The sequence below is a fragment of the Mycobacterium sp. TY815 genome (genome assembly GCF_030755135.1).
GTDB lineage: Bacteria > Actinomycetota > Actinomycetes > Mycobacteriales > Mycobacteriaceae > Mycobacterium.
Genome location: NZ_JAUFRX010000001.1, coordinates 338693 through 360941, shown reverse-complemented (window position 1 = coordinate 360941; position 22249 = coordinate 338693). Strand labels below are relative to the sequence as shown.

The window sequence follows — 22249 nt, the reverse complement described above, 5'->3', positions numbered from 1 at the left end:
CACCGTGAGCACTGTCGTCGATCTGGTCGACCACACCTTCTTCCGCATCGAGCGGGCCGCCGAGGTCACCAACGTGATCCAGTGCGCCTGGGTGTATGACCGCCCCGTAGCCATCGACGGCCTGCGGCGGTTCCATCACCATCTGCAGCGCGGCAGACTGGCCCGCCGAATCGAGTGCTCGCCACTGCCGTTCGGGCGTCCCCGCTGGGTCTCCCCCTGGCAGCAGAACCAGCTGGAGATCGCCGAGGAGCGTTGTGCACGCGCCGATTTCGACACGTGGCTGGCCCGGCAGGCCGACACCCCGCTGGATGCCGAGCACGGACCCGGCTGGCACCTGGCGGTAGTGCCCTTCAGCGACGGCGGCGCGGGCGTGAGTCTGGTTGCGTCGCATTGCCTTACCGATGCCGTCGGGCTGTGCGAAGCGCTCGCGGATGCGGCGCAGGGCCGCGATCTCCCACGGCGCTGGCCGGCAGCCGGGTCGCGCCCGCGGCCGCAGGCCCTGCGCGAAGACGTCTGGCAAACCGTGCGTGACGTCCCGGCCATCGGTAAGGCAGCCGCCGTCGCGGCACAGTTCGCGTGGCGCAACCGCCGGGACGGCGGACAGGTCGCCGCACCGACCGGACCATTTGCCCGCATCAACATCCCCACCGCAACCGCCTTCGTCGACGCCGACGAGTGGGACTCCCGCGCCGGCGATCTCGGCGGGACCAGCAACACGTTGCTGGTCGCGGTGGCCGCCCGCATGGCCCAGCGGATGGGACGGACCACCGCGGACGGTGCGGTCGCGGTGACGATGGCGGTCAGCCAACGCGCCCCCGGCGACACCCGCGCCAACGCCATCACCAATGTGGACTTCACGGTAAACCCCACGCACGCCGCGACGGATCTCCGCGAGATCCGCACTGCCACAAAGCAAGCGCTGATCCGGTGCGCGGAGCAGCCCGAACAGCGGTGGCGCCTGCTGCCGCTGGTTCCGGTGATACCCGAGCGACTGGGCCGACGATGGGTCGATGCCGCCGCCACCAGTGCGGTCAGCGTCGGGGCATCCAACGTCGGGATCATCGATCCGGCCGTGAACCGGCCGGACGGCACCGACGCCGACCACTTCGCGATGAGGTCGCTCACCGCGCATGCCACTACCGCGATGACGGACCGCTCCGGCGGGCTGCTGTCGGTGCTCTCGGGCCGCGTGCGGGGCACGGTCTTCGTCTCGGTCGTCTCCTATCAGCGAGACGGCCGCAACTCCAACAGCTTTGTCAACGGCCTTGTTTCGGATGTGCTGAGCGAATTCGCGCTCAGCACGACTACCGGATGGCCGGTGCAGGAAAGGATCCTCGGCAGATGAGCAACGTCCTTGATCTGGTCGATCAGACCTTCTTTCGTCTCGAACAAGCCGCCGGCGTCGGCCAGTGCGTGTGGGTGTACAACCGCCCGGTGGACATCGACGGGTTGCGCCGATTTCACCAGCACCTGCTGCAGGGACGGCTGGCGCGCAGCATCGAACGCTCACCGTTGCCGTTTGGCCGCCACCGCTGGGTGTCCCAGCGCGGGTCGTCCGCACTGCAGATCGCTCACCAGCCCCGGCCCCGTGCGGAATTCGACGCCTGGCTGACTGAGCAGGTCAACACCCCGCTGGATGCGGAGTTCGGACCGGGTTGGCACCTTGCGGTGTTGCCGTTCACCGACGGCGGCGCCGGGGTCAGCCTGGTGCTCAGCCATTGCCTCACCGACGGTGTCGGCGGCGCCATCGCGGTGGCCGAGGCGGCGTGCGGCCGGGAGCCGTCCGCGCACTGGCCTGCCGCCGGCTCCCGCACCCGCTGGCGTGCGCTGCGCGAAGACGCCCGGCAGACCGCCCGCGACATGCCCGCCGTCTGCCGGGCCCTCGCCGCCGCCGCCCGGTTCGCCCGGCAGAACCGCGGCCGGGCCACCCCGATCCTCCCGGTCGCCGGCGCCGACGAATCGTACACCGCCCCCACCACAACGGTTTTCGTCGACGCCGGGGAATGGGAAGCTCGCGCACACGCGCTCGGCGGAACCAGCAACACGTTGTTCGCGGCGGTGGCGGTCAGGCTCGCGCACCGGGTCGGACGGGTGGCTGCCGACGGCACGGTCGCCGTGGCGATACCCGTCAACGAACGCGCCGCCGATGACACCCGCGCCAACGCCGTCACGATGGTGAACATCACGGTGGACCCGGCCAGGGTGGCCGCCGACCTGCGCGTCATCCGGGCCGCCGTCAAGCAGGCGCTGACCGGCTACCGGGAACTGCCCGACGAGCGGCGGACACTGCTGCCCCTGATCCCCTGGCTGCCGCGGCGGCTCACCCGCCGGCTGGTGGGGGTAGCCACCGGCGGCGCGACCAATGTCGTCGTCGCGTCCAACCTGGGCACGGCGCCGCCGGCCCTGAGCCGGCCAGACGGCACCGACGCCGACTACGTCGCCGTCCGGTCGGTCTACCCGGATCTGACCGAGGCGATGCTGTGCCAGATCGGCGGCCTGCTGTCGTTGCACGCGATGACGGTGGACCGGCGGATCGCGATCTCGGTGCTCGGCTATCAACCGGGCCAGATCAACTCCAATACCGCTCTCCGACAGCGTATTTCATCCGTGTTGGGCGAGTTCTCGCTCACCGCGACCACATCCGACGACCTGACCACCGCGAAAGGTTACCGATCATGAGCGACGTTCTGGACCTCTATGACCAAACCCAGTTTCTGGGCCAGCGCGCAACGGGAGCGACCAACCTCCTACAGTGCTTCTGGCTCTACGACCGCGCCGTCGACCTCGACGGGCTGCGACGATTCCACCGCCACCTGCAGCACGGCCCGCTGGCGCGCAGCGTCGAACGCTCCCCCTTGCCGTTCGGCCGCCATCGCTGGGTCTCACCCCGCCGCGACTGCGAGCTTGAGATCGCCGAAACACCCCGGCCGCGTGCGCTGTTCGAGTCCTGGCTGGCCGAGCAGGCCGACGTCGCGCTCGATGCCGAACATGGCCCGGGATGGCATCTCGCGGTGCTGCCCTTCACCGACGGCGGGGCCGGAGTGAGCCTGGTGGTCACGCACTGCCTCACCGATGGAGTCGGGCTGTGCACGGCGCTGGCGGACGCGGCGTCCGGCCGGCACAGCCCGTTCCGGTGGTCGGCCGCCGGTTCCCGACCCCGGTGGCAGGCGCTGTACCAAGACGCGGGTCAGACCCTGCGTGACATCCCGGCCATCGGGCGCGCCGTCGTCGTCATCGCCAGAGCGGCTCGGCGGCAGCAGGATTCGGCCGCACCGCCACCGCAAGACAGATCCGACGAGCCCGTGACGCTCCCGACTGCGACGATCTTCGTCGACGCCGACCAGTGGGACGCCCGCGCCGCAGCGCTCGGCGGGACGCCCAACACGCTGCTCGCGGGCGTCGCGGCCCGCCTCGCCCAGCGGGTGGGCCGGCTGACCGCCGACGGCATGGTTGCCCTGACCGTGCCGGTGAACGAACGCACGACCGGCGATACCCGGGCCAACGCGATCACGAACGTCGATTTCGCGGTCGCGCCGACGACAACGGACCTGCGGCCGCTGCGGGCCGCGATCAAGGACGCGCTGACCAGCGCCGCCACGTCGAAAAACGAGCGCTGGCAACTGCTGCCCCTGGTTCCTCTGCTGCCGCAGTGGCTGGTGCGGCGCTGGGTCGGTCTCTCGGCCAGCGGCGCGACCAGCGTGATCGCCTCCAACCTCGGAGCGATCGATGCAGCCGCGCTGCGGCCGGACGGCACCGAGGCCGACCATTTCGCGATGAAGTCACTGGCGCCGGGGGTGACCTCGGCGATCATGGACCGATTGGGCGGGTTGCTGATGGTGCTGTCCGGCCGCACGCGCCGGCACGTCTTCGTCTCGGTGCTGGCCTACCAGCAGGGCCGCTCCAACTCCACGCCCGAACTGCGACACCATCTTTCGGATGTGCTGAACGACTTCTCGCTGACCGTCGCAGAGCTGTCCCAGCTGGCGGACCAGGAGGCGTCCCGGCGATGAGTAACGTCCTCGATCTGATGGACCAGGCCGCGTTTCTGGCCGAGCGGGCCACAGGCTCCACGAATGTGCTGCAGTGGGCCTGGCTCTACCAGGGCGGCGTCGATCTCGACGGTCTGCGCCGATTCCACCGCCACCTGCAGCGGGGACGCCTCGCGCGGCGCATCGAACGCTCACCGCTACCCTTCGGCCGCCACCGCTGGGTGTCCACACCCGCCCAGCCCGAGCTCGAGATCGTCGAATCACCCCGTCCGCGTGAGCATTTCGACAGCTGGCTGGACGAACAGGCGGACGTCGCGCTGGACCCGGAACGCGGACCTGGCTGGCATCTGGCGGTGCTCCCGTTCACCGACGGTGGCGCTGGGGTGAGTTTTGTGACCACGCACTGCCTCACCGATGGCGTCGGCATCTGCGCGGCATTGGCCGACGCCGCTTGCGGGCACGACGATCCGGTCAGCTGGCCGGCCGCCCGCTCGCGGCGGCGGTGGCGGGCACTTCGCGAGGACGCCCGCCAGACCCGGCGCGACCTGCCCGCCACCCGGCGGGCTCTGCGGGACGCCGCACGTCTGGCACGCGGCACCCACCGGACCGCCACCGCGCGGCCGGCCCGGTCTCCGCGGTCACCCCAGCGCGTGGCGCTGGCCACGGCGACGGTGCATATCTACGGCGACTGGTGGGACGCTCGCGCCCGGGCGCTCGGGGGCACCGGCAACGCGCTGCTGGCGGCGGTCACCGCCCGGCTTGCCCGGCGGACCGGACGCGTCACCGACGCGGGCTGCGCCACCGTGGCGATACCGGTCAACGAGCGGGTCGTCGGCGATACCCGGGCCAACGCCATCACGGCCGTCGACGTCGAGGTGGACTCCACCATGGTGACGACGGACCTGACCCCGGTCCGGGCCGCCATCAAGCACGCGCTGGTTCGCCGCGGCACCATGCCCGACGAGCGCTCGGCGCTGCTCCCCCTGACTCCGTGGCTGCCGCGGTGGGCGGTTCGACGGATGGTCGGCGTGGCTCTCGGGGGTGCGACGACCAGCGGATCCTCCAACCTCGGCGTGATCAACCCCGCGGTCAACCGGCCGGACGGCACCGACGCCGACTGCATGGCCATGAGGTCGCTGTATCCGCGGTCTACCGCGGCGACGATGCGCCCGACCGGCGGCCTGCTGGGGCTCGTGTCCGGGCGTGTCAACGGACAGATTTTCCTCTCGGCGCTGTCCCATCAGCCGTGCGATCGCAACTCGAATGCCCAACTGCTCAAGGACATTTCGGAGGTTCTGCGGGAATTCGGCATCCCTTCCGCCGCGGGCTGGCCGGCGGCAGAGCACAATGCGCACAACCTCGCCAAACGTGGCTAAGTCCGACTATCGCTGACAAGCGCGACCGGGCGCCGGGGCGACCGTAGCTTCGGTGTCAACACGACGCCCGCCGTCAGGCTGTGCACCTGCCGGGGCGGGCGTGCCTACGCCTGACCGAGAAGGACGTCACCATGTTGAAACGCTTCGCCCCTGCGCGGACCTCGATGCCGATCGGCGTGTTCTCGGTGTTGGGACGGGTCGCCGTGCGCGCACCCTGGGTGGTCATCGCCGCCTGGATCGTCGTCGTCGCAGCGCTGGCCGCCACCCTGACACCGCTGACCACGGTGGTCGAGAGCCGGCCGCTGCAGCCGTTGCCGCCCAGCGCCATGGCGGCAGCCGATCAGATGGCCAAGGATTTCGGCGAGTCCGCACAGAACCTGCTGCTGGTCGTCCTCACCGACAACCGGGGGTTGCAACCCGGTGACGAGGACACCTACCGGAAGCTGGCCGCCACGTTGCGCAGTCAGACCGCTGATGTGGCCAATGTGCAGGACGTCCTCACCACGCCCGCGTTGCGCACCTTCATGGCCAGCGCCGACCACAAGGCCATCTATCTGGCCGTGAGCCTGAAGGCGCCGGCCGGGTCCCCGGAGTCGTCGCAGGCTTACCAGCGGATCGCGCAGACCGCGCAACGCGTCACCGCCGGTTCGTCGCTGACCGCGGCGGTGACGGGACAGGCGGCGATGGTCGGCGACATGTCGATCCTGACCACCCATGACATGCACATCATCGAGATCGCCACGGCCATACTGGTCTTGCTCATTCTGATGGCGATCTATCGGCGGCCGATGACCGTGCTGCTGCCGTTGCTCACCATCGGCATCTCGGTGGCCACTTCCCAGGGCGTGGTGTCCGGCCTGGCTCAACTGGGGCTCGGGGTATCGGCGCTCACGGTCGCGCTGATGACGGCGATGATCGTGGGCGCCGGCACCGACTACGCCGTGTTCCTGATCAGCCGCTATCACGAGCACATCCGCGCCGGCAGCGATTCCGACCAGGCGGTGTGCAAGGCGCTGAGCTCGATCGGCGAAGTCATCGCGGCGTCGGCGGCCACCGTCGCGGTCACCTTCCTGTGCATGGTGTTCACCCGGCTGCCCGCATTCACCAGTATCGGTCCGGCCCTTGCGGTTTCGATCGCGATCGCATTCTTCGCGGCCGTCACCCTGTTGCCCGCCATCCTGGTGCTCGCCGGCCGGCGCGGCTGGGTGGCCCCGCGCCCCGGGCTGACCGACCGGCTGTGGCGGCGCTCTGCCGTCGCGATCGTGCGCCGGCCGAAGGCCCACCTGGTGGTGAGCCTGGCCGTACTGCTCACGCTGGCCGGCTGCGCGGCCTTGCTGCGGCCCACCTTCAACGACCGCCTGCAGCTACCGCAATCGGCGCCCAGCAACGTCGGCTTCACTACGATGGCGGCGCACTATTCGATGAATGCGCTACTGCCGCAGTACATCTACGTGCGCTCACCCCATGACCTGCGGACCTCACGGGCGCTGGCCGACCTGGACCAGATGGCACAGCGGGTGTCCCAGCTGCCCGACATCGCCGCGGTGCGCGGCGTCACCCGGCCCGACGGTCAGCCGCTCGACCAGGCCAAGCTCAGCGTGCAGGCCGGTGCCGTGGGCTCCAAGCTCGCGGATGCCTCGACCCAGATCAGCGACAAGACCGACGACCTCGATGCGCTGACCAACGGGGCCGACCAACTGGCCGCGGCGCTCGCCCAGGTTCGCGACCAGATCAGTGGCGCCAGTGGGCCGGTGGCACAGGTGACCGGCACGCTCAACGCAGTGCAGCAGCAGCTCACCGGGGCCGCCAACCTCCTGGACCATCTGCGCGGGCTCGCCAACGGAGCCGTCACGGCCGGCAACGTTGCCGGGAACCCGGTCCTGGATGCCCTGGCCAACAGTCCGTTCTGCGCCGACGACACGACGTGCCGCTCGCGCCTGGTGCCGTCGGCGATGCAGAACCTGCAGGCTGCGGTGCAGAACGTGAGCGCGATGCTCGCGAGCGCGGACAACAGCCTGCGCACCGCGAGCGCCGGAGCCGCCGGAATCACCCAGCGGATCGCACAACTGCAGGCGGCGGCCGACAAGCTGGCCGACGGCAGCCAGCAGCTGGCCCGCGGCGTGCGGACGCTCGTCGAGCAGACCAAGAAGATGGGCTCGGGCATGAATCAAGCGGCCGATCTGCTGCTGTCGATGAAACGTGATGCGGCACAACCCGGCATGGCCGGCATGTACATCCCGCCCACGGTGCTCACCTCGCAGGACTTCAAGAACGCCGCACGGATGTTCATCTCTCCCGACGGGCACTCGGTGCGCTACATGGTGGAGACGAAGCTGGACCCGTTCAGCCCGGCGGCGATGGATCAGGTGGCCTCGATCCTCGACACCGCGCGCAGTGCGCAGCCGAACACCTCGCTGGCGGACGCGTCGATCTCGATGGTCGGCACCACCCCGATGTACAGCACGCTGCGCCAGTACTACGACCGGGACGTGACCCTGATCATCATCGCCACCCTGGTCGTGGTCTTCCTCATCCTGGTGCTGCTGCTGCGCGCCCTGGTGGCGCCGCTGTATCTGATTGCCTCCGTGGTGATCTCGTATATGTCGGCGGTCGGACTGGGGGTGGTCTTCTTCCAGTTCGTGTTGCACCAGGCGATCTATTGGAACGTGCAGGCGACGGCGTTCATCGTGTTGGTCGCGGTGGGGGCGGACTACAACCTGCTGCTGATCACCCGCATCCGGGAAGAGGCGGCGGCCGGAATCCGCTCGGGCATCATCCGGGCGGTGCGCTCGACCGGTGGCGTGATCACCTCGGCGGGCATCATCTTCGCCGCGTCGATGTTCGGGCTGATGTTCGCCAGCATGTCCACCCTGGCGCAGACCGGTTTCATCATCGGCGCGGGTCTGCTGGTCGACACGTTCGTCGTGCGCACCATCACGGTGCCGGCGATGGCGGCACTGGTCGGGCGGGCCAACTGGTGGCCTTCCCGGCGCGAGCAGACACAAACTCGCGTGGGAGCGGCTGCTCCAACGCGAGTTTGTGTCTGCTCGGCAAGCGGGGGCTAGCCCACTCCCCGGCTCAGCCAGGTGACCTCGCCGGCGTCGCCGCCGTCGCGGTACGGCTCGAGCGCCTCGTCCCACGCGGTGCCCAGCACCGAATCCATCTCGGCGGCAAGGGTGTCGGCGCCCTGCGCCATCAACGTCCGCAACCGCATCTCGCCCACCATGATGTCGCCGTTGGCGCTCATCGGCCCGCTCCACAACCCCAGCTGCGGAGTGTGGCTGAACCGGTGTCCGTCGACACCGGGGCTGGGGTCCTCGGTCACTTCAAACCGCAGAACCGACCATGAGCGCAGCGCGTTCGCCAGACGGGCACCTGTCCCGACGGGACCCACCCAATTGGTGACCGCGCGCAACTGCCCGGGCATGGCCGGCTGCGGAGTCCACACCAAATTCGCCTTGGCTTGCAAGGTCGACGACAACGCCCACTCGACATGAGGGCACACCGCCGCTGGCGAGGCGTGGACATACACCACACCAGCCGTCACGTCGGCGAACTGATTCGACGCACGCATCTTCTTGCTCCTTCGGTTTCACGAGGGACGTCTTCCCCAACGACCTGGTGAACCCGATCAAGCAGATACTGCGCGATATCTTTTCTTGTGTCTTGCGTGTCTATTGTGCCCTGTGATGCCTGTGTTGCGCTAGTGTGCATTTTCCTTTGACGCGTACTCGCCGAGCACCGCGTCGGACAGCGCCGGCCACGGCTGCAACGCCCACTGTCCGAAGTCGCGGTCGGTGAGCACCACCAGGGCCAGGTCCGCGTCGGGATCGACCCAGATGAAGCCGCCTGACTGGCCGAAATGACCGTAGGTGCGCACCGAGTTGCCCGCGCCCGTCCAGTGCGGGGACTTCGAGTCGCGCAGCTCGAATCCCAGGCCCCAGTCGTTGGGCCGCTGAGAGCCGTATCCGGGCAGCACCCCGTCCAGACCCGGGAACTGCACGCTGGTCGCGTCGGCGTGCATCTGTTCCGAGACCGTCGCCGGGCGCAGCAGGTCGCCCGCGAACCGGACCAGGTCGTCGACCGTGGAGGTCGCGCCGTAGCCGGCGGTGTCGGCGCCCCCGTCGAGTCGCGTCGAAGTCATGCCGAGCGGCTCACACACCGCCTCGGTGAGGTAGCGGGCGAACTCGATGCCGGACTCGCGCTCGATGGTCTGGGCGAGCACGGCAAACCCGTAGTTGGAGTAGATGCGGCGCGCTCCCGGGCGGGCCAGCACATCGCCGGAAAGCATGGCAAGACCCGAGGCATGCGCCAGCAGGTGACGGATGGTGGAGCCGGGCGGGCCGGCCTCGGTGTCGAGCTCGACGACGCCTTCCTCCACCGCGACCTGCGCGGCCCGTGCCACGATCGGCTTGGTGACCGATGCCAGCGCGAAGACGCGCGCGGTGTCACCGTGGGAGGCCAGCACCCCCTTCGGTCCGACCACCGCGGCGGCGGCGTTCGGGACCGGCCAGTCGTCCAGGACGTCGAGGGCGGCCATCTATTTGCGGGCGATGTAGTAGTTGTTGATCGGGTCCGACTCGACCTCGGCCACCACGACGTCGCCGAAGCCGGCGTCGGCGAGCATCGAGGTGGCCAGCTGCGTGCCCCACGCCGCTCCCAGCCCGGCTCCGCCGTGTGCCAGCGACACCGTCATGCAGTGCATCAACGACACCGTGTAGAGGTAGGTGCTCATCGGTACGCCGACGTTCTCCTCGAGTCGGCTCGATGCCTTGATGTCTGCCATCAGGAAAACACCGCCCGGCCGCAATGCGCGGTAGATGTTCTCCAGCACCCGCGCCGGCTGGGCCTGGTCGTGGATGGCGTCGAAGACCACGATGACGTCGTAGGCCGCCTCCCTGTCCAGCGTCGGCAGGTCGTGGCTTTCGAACGCCGCATTCGTCAGGCCGAGCCGCGCCGCCTCGTCGCGGCCGGCGGCGATGGCCTCCTCGGAGAAGTCGATGCCGGTGAACCGGCTGGCCGGAAACGCCTGCGCCATCACATTCACGGCATGCCCACTGCCGCAACCGAAGTCAGCGACGTCGGCGCCGGCGCGCAAACGTTCCGGCAGGCCGTCCACCAGGGGCAGCACCACGTCGATGAGCCCGGCGTCGAACACCACACCACTCTGCTGGGCCATCAATGTGTGGAAGCGGGGATATTCGCTGTACGGCAGACCGCCGCCGGCCCGGAAGCAGCCGAGGATCTTCTGTTCGACCTCGCTGAGCAGCGGCACGAACTGCGCGACCAGCGCGAGATTGTCCGGCCCGGCCGCACTGGTCAGTACCGCCGCACGGTGGGCGGGCAAACTATAGGTCCCGGTCTCGGCGTCGTAGTCGACGACGCGGCCGGTTGTCATGCCGCCCAACCACTCTCGGACGTAACGCTCGTCGAGCTGGGCGGCTTCGGCGATCTCCGCGCTAGTGGATGGCGCCAATCGAGCCATGGTCTCCAGGAGTCCGGTCTGGTGCCCCAGACTCAGAAGCAGCGTCAGGCTTGCGTTGTCGATCGTCGAGACCATTCGGTCGGCGAACGCCTCCACGGTTTCAGGGACGGTTTCGGTGCCGGTCTCGGGTGCCGTCATGGCAAGCGACGCTACACCGTAGGTTGGGGGCCATGAGTCAGACAGTGCGCGGCGTCATTTCGCGGAGCAAAGGGCAACCCGTCGAGTTGGTCGACATCGTCATCCCCGACCCCGGACCGGGCGAGGCCGTCGTCGACATCACCGCCTGCGGCGTGTGCCACACCGACCTGACCTACCGCGAGGGCGGCATCAACGACGAGTACCCCTTCCTTCTCGGGCACGAGGCCGCCGGCACGGTCGAAGCGGTCGGTCCCGGCGTTACCCACGTCGAACCGGGTGACTTCGTGATCCTGAACTGGCGTGCGGTGTGCGGGCAGTGCCGGGCCTGCCGAAGGGGTCGGCCGCACCTGTGCTTCGACACCTTCAACGCTGAGCAGAAGATGACGCTGACCGACGGCACCGAACTCACTCCCGCCCTTGGCATCGGAGCGTTCGCCGACAAGACATTGGTGGCGGCCGGGCAGTGCACCAAAGTCAATCCGGAAGCCGATCCGGCCGTCGTGGGCCTGCTCGGGTGCGGGGTGATGGCCGGCCTCGGCGCGGCGATCAACACCGGTGGCGTCACACGTGACGACACGGTTGCGGTGATCGGCTGCGGCGGGGTGGGTGACGCCGCGATCGCCGGCGCCGCGCTGGTCGGAGCGAAGAAGATCATCGCCGTCGACACCGACAACAAGAAATTGGAGTGGGCGCGCAAGTTCGGCGCCACCCACACCGTCAACGCCCGAGAGTTTGATGTCGTGGAGACCATCCAGGACCTCACCGGTGGCTTCGGGGTCGACGTCGTGGTGGACGCCGTCGGGCGGCCCGAGACCTGGAAGCAGGCCTTCTACGCCCGCGACCTCGCCGGGACCGTGGTGCTGGTGGGGGTGCCGACCCCGGACATGCGCCTGGACATGCCGTTGGTGGACTTCTTCTCCCGCGGCGGCTCGCTCAAGTCGTCGTGGTACGGCGACTGCCTGCCCGAGCGCGACTTCCCCACCCTGGTCGACCTCTACCTGCAGGGCCGGCTGCCGCTGGAGAAGTTTGTCTCCGAGCGAATCGGGCTAGACGGCATCGAGGAGGCGTTTCACAAGATGCATGACGGCGAGGTATTACGTTCGGTGGTGATTCTCTGATGGTGGTCATCGACCGGCTGGTCACTCACGGCACCTTCGAACTCGACGGCGGCAGTTGGGAAGTCGACAACAACATCTGGTTGGTCGGCGACAATTCCAACGTGGTGGTGTTCGACGCCGCCCACGACGCGGCGCCGATCATCGAGGCCGTGGACGGGCGCCATGTGGTGGCGGTGGTGTGCACACACGGGCACAACGACCACGTGACGGTGGCGCCCGAACTCGGCAAGGAGCTCGACGCGCCGGTGCTGCTGCACCCCGCGGACGAGGTGCTGTGGCGAATGACGCATCCGGACAGCGACTTTCGGCCGATCTCCGAAAGTGAGGCGCTAAAGGTGGGCGGCACCGAGATACGCGCCATCCACACGCCGGGGCACTCCCCCGGATCGGTGTGCTGGTACGTCCACGACCTCGGCGTGGTGTTCAGCGGCGACACGCTGTTCTCCGGCGGGCCCGGCGCGACCGGCCGTTCGTACTCGGATTTCCCGACGATCCTGCAGTCGATCTCCGAGCGCCTGGGCAAGCTGCCCGGCGACACCGTCGTGCACACCGGCCACGGGGACAGCACGACGATCGGCGACGAGATCGTGCACTACGAGGAGTGGGAGAAGCGGGGCCACTAGGCCGGTTCACCGTCATCGCCGGGCGTGCACTCAATGCCGCCGCTACCGGCGTGTCGCTGTACATCCGGGCACGCTCGCGCCACGGCACCACCCGCACGAAGACGTGGGCCCCTACAGCCCGTCGAGGATCCGGCGCTTCTCCTGCTGGAACTCGTCTTCCGTCAACGCCCCCGAATCACGCAGCGCGGAAAGAGTTTTCAGCCGCTCCACACGCACGCCCTCGCCGGTGGGCTCGTAAGCCACCGCCGGCGCCGCGAAAGCGACGGGTGATCCGGAGGACGGCACCGGGCGCCGCCGGGCCCGCCCCAGCCAGATGATCGAGAGCGTCAGGTCGACCAGTCCGACGACGAACAGGGCCACGAACACCCAGACGAGGTAGCCGTACGAGCTCTGATGGCCGAAAGCCAGTCGCGGATTGATGTAACCGTTGACCTGGCCGTCGGTGATGACGTTGTAGGTGCCCTCGGCCGGCACCCGCACGTTCCACACCCGGATGTGGGCGTCGTTGTTCACCGTCGTTGTGCTGCCGATGCTTTCGGTGACCTCGGGCTGCGCCACTCCGTCCGGCGGAGTGATCGAGATGCGTAGCGGCGGCACCGGCAACCCGCCGCCGTCGGTCCCGCCGATCACCAGCGTGTGCAGGCTGACGGTGGCCTCCCCTTTGGGCAGGTGCACGCTGCCGGTGCCCGGGACGGGGACCTCACCGTAGGCGTCGAAGTCATCCAGGAAGAACACATTGAGTACCAGCGTGGTGATGAAGCCGGCGACCGCCACCACCAGCGTCACAACCGCCAGGATCAACGAGACCTTGGCGACCCGTCTGCTATTCATCCAGGCAGTGTGTCACGACCGGCGGCGACGGGGGACACTGTTTGCGACCGCAGACGACGCAACCGGAAAAGGAGTTCTCCCATGGCCAGCGATCTCGTCGCAACGGTGCCCGATCTGTCCGGCAAGCTGGCGGTTGTCACCGGATCCAACAGCGGCCTGGGATTCGGTCTGGCCAAGCGTCTCGCGGCGGGCGGCGCCGACGTCGTGATGGCCATCCGCAACCAGGCCAAGGGCGAGGCCGCCATCGAAGAGATCCGCAAAACCGTGCCCGATGCCAGCCTGACGATCACGTCGCTGGACCTGTCGTCGCTGGCCTCTGTCGCCGCCCTGGGTGCACAGCTCAACACTGACGGCCGCCCGATCGACATCCTGATCAACAACGCCGGCGTCATGACCCCACCCGAGCGCGACACCACCGCCGACGGCTTCGAATTGCAGTTCGGCAGTAACCATCTCGGCCACTTCGCACTCACCGCGCACGTGCTGCCGCTGCTGCGCGCGGCGCCGGCCCCGCGGGTGGTCTCGCTGAGCAGCATCGCCGCCCGCCGTGGCCGCATCCACTTCGACGACCTGCAGTTCGAGAAGTCCTACGCCTCGATGTCGGCCTACGGCCAGTCGAAGCTGGCGACGCTGATGTTCGCCCGCGAGCTGGACCGGCGCAGCCGGCGCGGTGGCTGGGGCATCATGTCCAACGCGGCCCATCCGGGGCTCACCAAGACGAACCTGCAGATCAGCGGGCCTTCGCACGGTCGGGACAAACCCGCGCTGATGCAGCGCCTGTACACGACGTCCTGGAAGTACGCACCATTCCTGTGGCAGGAGATCGACGAGGGCATCCTGCCGGTGCTGTACGCGGCGGTCACACCCGGCGCCGAGGGCGGCGCGTTCTACGGGCCGCGCGGGTTCTACGAGGCCGCCGGCGGCGGTGTCACCGAGGCCAAGGTGCCCGCGCGCGCCGCCAATGACGATGACTGCAAACGACTTTGGGAGATTTCGGAAAGGCTCACCGGTGTCAGCTACCCCTCGTCGCACTGACCGGCAGCCCAAGGTCCGCCTGCCCGAATCAAGCGTCGTGGTGCGGCCGGAACCGATGGACTCCGCGACATACACGCAGTCGTCGCGTCTGCAGGCGGCGGGACTGCTGCCGGCCGTCGCCCTGTTCGAACAGGCGGCGCAGCAGGTTCCGCTGCCCAAACCTCCGCAACCGGTCGTCATCGCCGATTACGGTGCGGCCACCGGCCACAACTCGCTGCGGCCGATGGCCACCGCGGTCGACGTGTTGCGCGCACGCACCCGCCACGACCACGCCATCCTGGTGGTGCACACCGACGTGCCGGAGAACGACTTCACCGCCCTGTTCAACACGCTGTCCGACGACCCGGACAGTTACCTCAACAACGACACGGCCAGCTTCACCTCGGCCATCGGCCGGTCCTTCTATCAGCAGATCCTGCCCACCGGCACCGTCAACCTCGGGTGGTCGTCCTGGGCGATCCAATGGCTGAGCCGCGTCCCCGAAGGTGCGCCGGAAGTCGCCGACCATGTGCAGATCGCCTATAGCAGCAGCGCCGAAGCGCGGCGTGCATACCAACACCAGTCTGCGCTGGACTGGAATGACTTCGTCGCGTTCCGGGGCCGGGAGCTGTGCCCCGGCGGCCGGTTGGTGGTGCTCACCATGGCCCTCGACGAAGACGGCGAATTCGGTTATCGGCCGCTGAACGAGGCTTTGATGGCGACGCTGGAGGAGCTTGCCGAACAGGGTCTGCTGCGCCGGGAAGAGATGCGGCGCATGGTGATTCCCGTCGTCGCCCGCACCGAGAAGGACTTCCGCGCCCCGTTCGCACCGCGCGGCTGGTTCGAGGGTTTGACGATCGAGCATCTCGAGATGTTCAATGCCGACGACCGGTTCTGGGCGAGGTTCCAAAAGGATTCGGACGCAGAGGCTTTCGGCGCGCAGTGGGCGGCGTTCGCCCGGGCCGCCCTGTTTCCGACGCTGCGGGCAGGCTTGAGCGGCGGATTCAACGATCCGCGGGGGACGGACTTCGTCGAGCGGCTCGAAGCCGGTGTGGCCGAGCGGCTGGCCAAGGCACCCGAGCCCATGCGGATTCCGCTCGCGTCCCTGGTGCTGGCCAAGCGGGATTCGCAGTAACGGGAGTTTCGGCCCGACGTCGATGTGGTAACCCTCACTTTGGGTCGGGTCGCAGAGCAACTCCATAAGGGGGCCACACGTATGAGCGCGCACGAGGACGAATCGGCTGGTCAGGACGCCAGCAAGACCGACGAGGGTGCCGTGAGTACGGCCGAGGCCGACGAGAACGACAGGGAGAACAGCGGCGGCGTCCAGGACACCACCGAAAAGCCGGAGCCGGACGACGAGGCCAAGGAAAAGGCCGCCGAAATGATGACGGCGTACGAGGACAAGCCGACGCTGGTGATGCCCGGGTCGGGCAAGACCATCACCGGGACCGCGGTTAACGAGTGGCTCGACGACGACGGCAACCCCAAGTATGCCGACGACGAGGACTCGCCGGCGGCGAAGGCCAAGTCAGAGGGATCCGACGCCGCCAAGGGAGACGACTCGGCGGACGGAATCGATGTGGGCACAGACCGGGCCGACGACGACGGCGACAACGAAGGCGGCAGCCGGGCCAAGAACACCGCCGAGAGTGAGCGCGCCTCTGAAGCCGACGAAACGGCGGAGGACGAGAACAAGTCGATCGAGCAGCTCAACGAAGAAGCCGAACAACGCGTCAAAGACAACCTGGAGAAGGACAAAGAGTTCAACAAGGAGATCATTGAGGCGACCAAGCAGGACCGCGAGGACCGGGAGAAGGCCTCGGAAAAGGCGGAGGCTTAGCGCCAGCTGATCCCGGGGATCTGCGGCAGCCCCGGAATCTGGGGGATCTGCGGAATCGCCGGTGGCGCAGGTGGATTCGGATTGCCAGGGCCTGGCAGCTGAGGTATCTGCGGCACCGGCGGTTGGGTGGTCACCGGCGGCTGGGTGGTCGCTGGCGGCTGGGTAGTGACCGGCGGCTGGGTGGTCGCCGGCGGTGGCGCCGTCGTCGGCGCCGGCGCCTCGCTCGTGGGCGCCGGCGTTTGGGTGGCCGGTGGCGCCTGCTGTGTCTGCGGAGGCGGGGCGGGCGCTTGGGTCGTGGGCGCGGGCTCGGGCGTCGACGCCGGCGGCGGCTCCGGACTGGGGCTTGCGGAGGTGGGCGGCGCCGGGGGCGCGGAGCTGCGCGGGGTGGTGTTCACCCCGGGCGACTTGGTCCCTTTGCTGTCGTGCGACGTCAGCCCGATAGCCACTGCGGTTCCGACCAGCAGGACCGCCACCACCGTGCTGACGATGATCACCGCCGGCAGGCGGTACCACGGAATCGGCGAGGGTTTCTGCTCGGGCTCCGGGCGCTCGTCGTGTTCGAACTTCATCTGCGGCCGGGCGGCCGTGTAGCCCGATCCAGATCCCGACCCGACTGCCGGCATCACCCGGGACTCGTCCTGAGTTTCCGACCAGGCCAGCGCGGGCTGCATTGCCGATACCGGTGCCGCGGCGGGCACGTCCTCGTATTCCTCGGCGGGCGGCTCCGGCGCCGGCACCGCGGGCGGCGCGGCGGGCGTCAACATGGTGGCGCTGGTGTCACCCGGGCCCCGGGCGGCGCGCAGGGCGGCACCGATGGCGGCGGTCAGGTGGGGGCGCGGCGTGGTGATCACCGGCACCCCGAACCGCCCGGACAGCGACGTCGTCACCGCCGGGATGTTCGCCCCGCCGCCGAAGGTGACGATGGCGACCAATCCTGTTGCGTTGCGCCGCAACGTTTCTTCGAGGACCGCCATTACTCCGGCCAGCGAGTCGCGGATCGTCTCCTCGAGTTCGTTGCGGGTGAGTCTAATTTCCCCGCGCAGTCCCGGCACCGCTTCGGCCAGCGTGGTCGCCGTCGTCGCCGAGAGCCGCTCCTTGGCGGCGCGGCAGGCGGCTCGTAACCGGGTCAGCGATCCGATCGCCGCGGTGGCCGTCGGATCGAACGAGCCCGTCGCGGGCATCTCGGACATGACGTAGCTCAACAGCGCCTGATCCACCAGATCACCGGAGAAGTCGTGATGGCGGACCGTGGGACCCAGCGGTTGATAGTCGCCGCTCGCGTCGACCAGGGTGATGCTGGTTCCGCTGCCACCGAAATCGCACACCGCGACCGTTCCCCGCGCCGGTATGCCGGGATTGGCCCGCACCGCGAACACCGCGGCTGCGGCGTCGGGAATCAGGGTGACCGGCGTGGCCTGGTGGGACCATTCCGCCACCCGGCTCACCGCACCGCCCAGCGCGTCGACCGCGGCCGGCGCCCAGTGCGCCGGGTAGGTCACCGCGACATTGTCGGGCAGTGCGCGCCCGCCGGTGGCCGCATAGGCCAGGGCCCGCAACCCGTCGGCAACCAGGGCTTCGCTGCGGTGCACGGAACCGTCTGCCGCCACGATGCCGACCCGGTCGCCCACCCGGTCGACGAAGTCGGTGATCACCAGGCCGGGTTCGTCCAGCCGGGGATTCTCCGAGAGGATCCCGACCTCGGGCGGACGTTGCCGGTACAGGGTCAGCACGGGTTTGCGGGTGATGGCATGGTCGGGCGTGACGGCAGCCAGGTTGGTGGCACCGATCGACAGACCCAGTGCGGGCCTAGCTCCATCTGCCATCTGGCCTCACCCCCGTGTCGCCCAGCTCATTTTCTCCGTAAAACCTATAGGCACTCTCAGTATCAGCTATGCGCGAGCTGTATGAGCGCTGGTCAGCGGATCGTACCTGCGCCCGGGATGAGGGGCAGATCCAGCGCGGTCACCCAGCCCGGCGACAGCTCGTTGACCGCGGGAACGGCGTTGAGCGCTCGCAGGCCGGTGGCCAGGCATCCGGCGGCCGCAGCGTCGCGGCCCGAGCCGTCGGTGAAGCGGAACGCGGTTTCCTGGAAGATACTGGGGGTGCCTTCGATGTCCACCCGGTACACGTCGTTGTCGTGGCCGGTCGGCCAGTCCGGGGCAGCGTCGAGCCCGATCCGGTTGACGTGCTCGAGCTGGATCCGCGTCTCCCCCCGGTAGAGGCCGTTGATGGTGAACCGGACGGCGGCGACGTTGCCCGCCTTGATCACGCCCTTGGCCGACGGGCGGTCAGTAGGAGTCACCCACTTGTCCCAGGTGGTGGTCATCTCGTCGAGCATGATTCCGGCGGCGTGCGCGATCATCGGAACGGTGGCGCCCCACGCGAAGATCAGCACGTCGCGGTTTTCCAGCATCGGGCTGAACTCGGGTTCGCGGCCGATGCCCATCTCCCGCTCATAGTCGCCTTCATAGTTGGTGTAGTCCAGCAACTCCGAGGCGCGCACCCGCTTCACTTCGGAGCACAGGCCCATCAAGGTCATCGGGAACAGGTCGTTGGCGAAGCCGGGGTCGATGCCGGTGGTGAAACAGGACGACTCCCCCAGCTCGCAGGCCTGGGTGATCGGGGTGATCCAGTTCGGCGGGTTCTGCGGCATGGTCGGCCAGATCCACGGCGTCATCGCCGTGGAGCACACGTCGATACCGGCCCGCAGGAACCGGGTGATCAGCGAGATGTTGTCCTTGGCGTGCATCGCCGTCGGGCCGTAGTGCACCAGAGCGTCGGGTTTGAGCGCGATCAGCGCGTCGACGTCGTCGGTGGCGGTGACGCCGACCGGTTCGGCCATGCCGCAGATGTCGCCCACGTCGCGGCCGACCTTGTCCGGGTTGCTGACGCCCACACCGACCAGCTCGAACAACGGATGCTTGACGATCTCGGGGATCACCATCCGGCCCACGAAGCCGGTGCCCCACACCACCACTCGCTTAACGCCACTCTGCGTCATCAATCGGCCACCTCTTTCGTTTATCGCTTCACCCTAAGCGGGCAGCGAGGGGACATCTAGCATCGGACCGTGCGAGCAGTCCCGGCGTTGAGCCCGTGGCGGTTCGTCGGCACGACAGGGCTGGTGGTCGGGGTGGTCGCCGGCATCGGCGAGGCCGCGGCGCTCGCCTCCGGTTGGTGCTACGACCGGTTCGGCGCCAAAACCCTTGTCGCACTGCCGGTCTGTCCATCCTGGTGGCCCTGACGGCGTTCGGTCGCGGTGTTGCGCTGGTGATCGCGGGCGCTCTGCTGTGGGGCGCCGCCGTGGGGATCCAGGAGTCGACCCTGCGCGCGGTGGTCGCCGGCCCGGTGATGGCTCCGGTCAAAGCGGGCAAACCTCTGGTGTGGCGCCGCGGGTGATGACACGATGACAACCATGACCATCCGTCGCGCAGCTTCGATCCTGATCGCCACCGGCACCGCCTTCGGGGCCACCTACGGTGTGGCGCACGCGGATCCTTTCAAGCCACCGGGTGCATTCCCCCAGGTTCACTATGAGGTCAGCGGCACCGGCATGGCCGAATACATCTCGTATCAGACGCAATCCGGACAGCAGCGTGCCGTCAACGTGCCACTGCCCTGGTCCACGGATTTCCAGGGTTTCGGCGGTCAGGTCTTCGTGTTGAGCGCGCAGGGGCAGGGCACCATCGCGTGCAAGATCGTGGTGGACGGCAACGTGGTCAATGACGCGCATTCCACCGGGACTCCCGGTCACGCCATGTGCTCGCACTGACGCGTCTAGGCTCGGCGGTGGCGCCCCCTCAACGTTGAGGAGGCAAAGGAGGATTAATGGACCTCAAGACTGACGCACACTCGGGCCTCAAGCCTCGGGTGAACGGGACGCCGCCGCCGGAGATTCCGCTGGCCGACATCGCGCTGGGTTCGCTGGACTTCTGGGCCCTCGACGACGACTACCGCGACGGCGCCTTCGCCACTCTGCGCCGCGAGGCGCCCATTTCGTTCTGGCCCGCGATCGAGATGGAGGGGTTCACCGGCGGCAACGGGCACTGGGCGCTGACCAGGCTGGACGACGTTTTCTTCGCCAGCCGCCATCCGGAGGTCTTCAGCTCCAGCCCGAACATCACCATCAACGACCAGACGCCGGAACTGGCCGAGTACTTCGGTTCGATGATCGTGATGGACGATCCGCGTCACCAACGGCTGCGCTCCATCGTCAGCCGGGCCTTCACCCCGAAGGTGGTGGCACGCATCGAAGCGTCGGTGCGCGACCGCGCGCACCAGTTGGTGACGTCGATGATGGCCAATCACCCCGACCGGCAGGCCGACCTGGTCAGCGAGATCGCCGGACCGCTGCCGCTGCAGATCATCTGCGACATGATGGGCATCCCCGAGGAAGACCACCAGAAGATCTTCCACTGGACCAATGTCATCCTCGGCTTCGGCGATCCCGACCTGGCCACCGATTTCGGTGAGTTTCTTCAGGTTTCGATGGACATCGGCGCGTACGCCACCGCGATGGCCGACGACCGGCGCAGCGCACGGGTGGAGCATCACGACGACCTGACCACCGCGCTGGTGGAAGCCGAGGTCAACGGCGAGCGCCTCTCGTCGTCGGAGATCGCGATGTTCTTCATCCTGCTGGTGGTGGCCGGCAACGAGACCACCCGCAATGCGATCAGCCACGGGGTGCTCGCGTTGTCGCGCTATCCCGAGGAGCGGGACAAGTGGTGGGCCGACTACGAGGGCCTGGCCCACACCGCCACCGAGGAGATCGTGCGGTGGGCCTCACCGGTGGTGTACATGCGCCGCACGCTGACCCGCGATTTCGAGCTGTCCGGCACGAAACTGGCTGAGGGCGACAAGGTTACGCTGTGGTACTGCTCGGCCAACCGGGACGAGTCGAAGTTCGCCGACCCGTGGCGGTTCGACGTGGCACGCAACCCCAACCCGCATGTCGGGTTCGGCGGTGGCGGCGCTCACTTCTGCCTGGGCGCCAACCTGGCCCGCCGCGAGATCCGGGTGGTGTTCGATGAGTTGCGCCGCGAGATGCCGGAGATCGTGGCCACGGCCGAGCCGCGCCGACTGCTGTCGCAGTTCATCCACGGCATCAAGGTGCTGCCGGTCAGCTGGTAGCGGGTCCTGCCGCCAGGTCATAGATGTACAGCACCCGCGGATAGCAGGTCAGCCACTGCGGTGGTTGCGGAATTCGTTGCACACCAGTCGCTTTGGTGGCAAGCCAGGCCAGCGCCTGCCGGTATTCGTCGAGGCGTGCCGGACGGGACGGGTACCGGCGGTAGCGCGCGAAGGCCTGCACGTGCGCCTGCAATGCGAGCTTGCCGACCAATCCCTCAGGCATGTCTTCGAACACGATCACACGCCGGCGTGCCACGCGGTCACACTCGGCGATCAGCCGGACCGGGTCGTGGCTGTGGTGCAGCACTTCGCTGAGGATCACGTGGTCAAAGGAGTTGTCGGAGAACGGGATCGATGTTCCGTCGAACTCGGTGAAGGGGATGTCGGCCTGCCGGGCGTCCTTGACGTCGATGCCGGTTGGGACCGCCCCGTACATCTCCCGCAGGTAGGACGAGAGAAGTCCGGTCCCGCAACCGACGTCGAGGACGCTGTCGCCGCGGCCGACGTAATCGGCGAGGGATTCGGCCTGTTCACGTAACCGCACGGCGGGCTGCGTGACGTGCTGGGCTTCGAAGAGGCGGCGGCGGAACATCTCGGCTCAACCTAGCACGCGCGAAAGCGCTTCCCGGCCGGCGTTGTGCGCCTAGACTCCCGCTGCGGAGGAGGGTGCCGGGTTCGTGAACGTCAGACGTATCGCGT

Annotated in this window: 21 protein-coding genes; 14 read left to right on the top strand and 7 right to left on the bottom strand. The window is 68.4% G+C overall.

The features are described from left to right. Positions 1 to 4 precede the first annotated feature (4 nt). From QXK92_RS01490 to QXK92_RS01470, 5 genes are all read left to right on the top strand, one after another. The gene (locus tag QXK92_RS01490; RefSeq protein ID WP_306244093.1) at positions 5 to 1345 is read left to right on the top strand and encodes a hypothetical protein; all 1341 of its coding nucleotides are present in this window, start codon (positions 5 to 7) and stop codon (positions 1343 to 1345) included. Beyond that, positions 1342 to 2679, top strand: a complete 1338-nt coding sequence (locus QXK92_RS01485; protein WP_306239906.1) for a hypothetical protein — start codon at positions 1342 to 1344, stop codon at positions 2677 to 2679. The genes QXK92_RS01490 and QXK92_RS01485 overlap by 4 nt, the downstream gene beginning before the upstream one ends. Then, complete coding sequence (locus QXK92_RS01480) at positions 2676 to 4010, top strand: hypothetical protein (RefSeq protein ID WP_306239905.1); 1335 nt, start codon at positions 2676 to 2678, stop codon at positions 4008 to 4010. Before QXK92_RS01485 ends, QXK92_RS01480 begins: the two co-directional genes overlap by 4 nt. Continuing rightward, entirely contained in the window at positions 4007 to 5365 is a 1359-nt protein-coding gene (locus tag QXK92_RS01475; protein ID WP_306239904.1) for a hypothetical protein, read from the top strand. Before QXK92_RS01480 ends, QXK92_RS01475 begins: the two co-directional genes overlap by 4 nt. Positions 5366 to 5496: 131 nt before the next feature. Further along, on the top strand, positions 5497 to 8430 hold the full coding sequence (locus QXK92_RS01470) for an RND family transporter (protein WP_306239903.1): 2934 nt from the start codon (positions 5497 to 5499) through the stop codon (positions 8428 to 8430). Here the strand turns inward: QXK92_RS01470 and QXK92_RS01465 are convergent. From QXK92_RS01465 to QXK92_RS01455, 3 genes are all read right to left on the bottom strand, one after another. Next, complete coding sequence (locus QXK92_RS01465) at positions 8427 to 8939, bottom strand: DUF3145 domain-containing protein (protein WP_055577186.1); 513 nt, start codon at positions 8937 to 8939, stop codon at positions 8427 to 8429. The two genes, QXK92_RS01470 and QXK92_RS01465, sit on opposite strands and share 4 nt — an antisense overlap. Before the next feature lie 129 nt (positions 8940 to 9068). Further along, positions 9069 to 9905, bottom strand: a complete 837-nt coding sequence (locus QXK92_RS01460; protein WP_306239902.1) for a serine hydrolase — start codon at positions 9903 to 9905, stop codon at positions 9069 to 9071. Beyond that, positions 9906 to 10988, bottom strand: coding sequence for a class I SAM-dependent methyltransferase (locus QXK92_RS01455; protein WP_306239901.1), 1083 nt, complete (start codon positions 10986 to 10988; stop codon positions 9906 to 9908). Between the two features lie 32 nt (positions 10989 to 11020). Between QXK92_RS01455 and QXK92_RS01450 the strand changes: the two genes are divergently transcribed. Both QXK92_RS01450 and QXK92_RS01445 read left to right on the top strand, forming a co-directional pair. Beyond that, complete coding sequence (locus tag QXK92_RS01450; RefSeq protein ID WP_306239900.1) at positions 11021 to 12106, top strand: S-(hydroxymethyl)mycothiol dehydrogenase; 1086 nt, start codon at positions 11021 to 11023, stop codon at positions 12104 to 12106. Beyond that, positions 12106 to 12729 carry an MBL fold metallo-hydrolase gene (locus QXK92_RS01445; RefSeq protein WP_306239899.1) on the top strand — a complete coding sequence of 208 codons (624 nt, stop codon included), beginning with the start codon at positions 12106 to 12108 and terminating at the stop codon, positions 12727 to 12729. Before QXK92_RS01450 ends, QXK92_RS01445 begins: the two co-directional genes overlap by 1 nt. A gap of 111 nt (positions 12730 to 12840) precedes the next feature. On the opposite strand, the gene QXK92_RS01440 is transcribed toward QXK92_RS01445, so the two are convergent. After that, positions 12841 to 13560, bottom strand: a complete 720-nt coding sequence (locus QXK92_RS01440; protein ID WP_306239898.1) for an SHOCT domain-containing protein — start codon at positions 13558 to 13560, stop codon at positions 12841 to 12843. A gap of 81 nt (positions 13561 to 13641) precedes the next feature. Between QXK92_RS01440 and QXK92_RS01435 the strand changes: the two genes are divergently transcribed. From QXK92_RS01435 to QXK92_RS01425, 3 genes are all read left to right on the top strand, one after another. Then, the gene (locus QXK92_RS01435) at positions 13642 to 14595 is read left to right on the top strand and encodes an SDR family oxidoreductase (RefSeq protein WP_306239897.1); all 954 of its coding nucleotides are present in this window, start codon (positions 13642 to 13644) and stop codon (positions 14593 to 14595) included. 55 nt (positions 14596 to 14650) lie between these two features. Next, positions 14651 to 15709: an SAM-dependent methyltransferase gene (locus QXK92_RS01430; RefSeq protein ID WP_306244092.1), complete on the top strand. Its 1059-nt coding sequence runs from the start codon at positions 14651 to 14653 to the stop codon at positions 15707 to 15709. Positions 15710 to 15790: 81 nt separating this feature from the next. Further along, positions 15791 to 16417 (top strand): hypothetical protein, encoded by a 627-nt coding sequence (locus QXK92_RS01425; protein WP_306244550.1) that lies wholly within the window; start codon positions 15791 to 15793, stop codon positions 16415 to 16417. On the opposite strand, the gene QXK92_RS01420 is transcribed toward QXK92_RS01425, so the two are convergent. Further along, complete coding sequence (locus tag QXK92_RS01420) at positions 16414 to 18240, bottom strand: Hsp70 family protein (protein WP_306239895.1); 1827 nt, start codon at positions 18238 to 18240, stop codon at positions 16414 to 16416. The genes QXK92_RS01425 and QXK92_RS01420 overlap by 4 nt on opposite strands. A gap of 92 nt (positions 18241 to 18332) precedes the next feature. Then, positions 18333 to 19418, bottom strand: coding sequence for a dihydrodipicolinate reductase (locus QXK92_RS01415; RefSeq protein ID WP_306239893.1), 1086 nt, complete (start codon positions 19416 to 19418; stop codon positions 18333 to 18335). A gap of 69 nt (positions 19419 to 19487) precedes the next feature. Here QXK92_RS01415 and QXK92_RS34010 point away from each other — a divergent pair, with 69 nt between their 5' ends. From QXK92_RS34010 to QXK92_RS01400, 4 genes are read left to right on the top strand one after another with little or no spacing between them, the layout of a single operon-like run. Continuing rightward, complete coding sequence (locus tag QXK92_RS34010) at positions 19488 to 19661, top strand: hypothetical protein (protein WP_371934254.1); 174 nt, start codon at positions 19488 to 19490, stop codon at positions 19659 to 19661. Continuing rightward, positions 19652 to 19816 carry a hypothetical protein gene (locus QXK92_RS34005; protein ID WP_371934478.1) on the top strand — a complete coding sequence of 55 codons (165 nt, stop codon included), beginning with the start codon at positions 19652 to 19654 and terminating at the stop codon, positions 19814 to 19816. The genes QXK92_RS34010 and QXK92_RS34005 overlap by 10 nt, the downstream gene beginning before the upstream one ends. A gap of 16 nt (positions 19817 to 19832) precedes the next feature. Beyond that, the gene (locus QXK92_RS01405) at positions 19833 to 20189 is read left to right on the top strand and encodes an MmpS family transport accessory protein (protein WP_306239892.1); all 357 of its coding nucleotides are present in this window, start codon (positions 19833 to 19835) and stop codon (positions 20187 to 20189) included. 56 nt (positions 20190 to 20245) lie between these two features. Then, positions 20246 to 21550 carry a cytochrome P450 gene (locus QXK92_RS01400; protein ID WP_306239891.1) on the top strand — a complete coding sequence of 435 codons (1305 nt, stop codon included), beginning with the start codon at positions 20246 to 20248 and terminating at the stop codon, positions 21548 to 21550. On the opposite strand, the gene QXK92_RS01395 is transcribed toward QXK92_RS01400, so the two are convergent. Then, a complete protein-coding gene (locus QXK92_RS01395; protein ID WP_306239890.1) occupies positions 21540 to 22142 on the bottom strand; it encodes a class I SAM-dependent methyltransferase in 603 nt (200 codons plus the stop codon). The two genes, QXK92_RS01400 and QXK92_RS01395, sit on opposite strands and share 11 nt — an antisense overlap. Positions 22143 to 22249 lie beyond the last annotated feature (107 nt).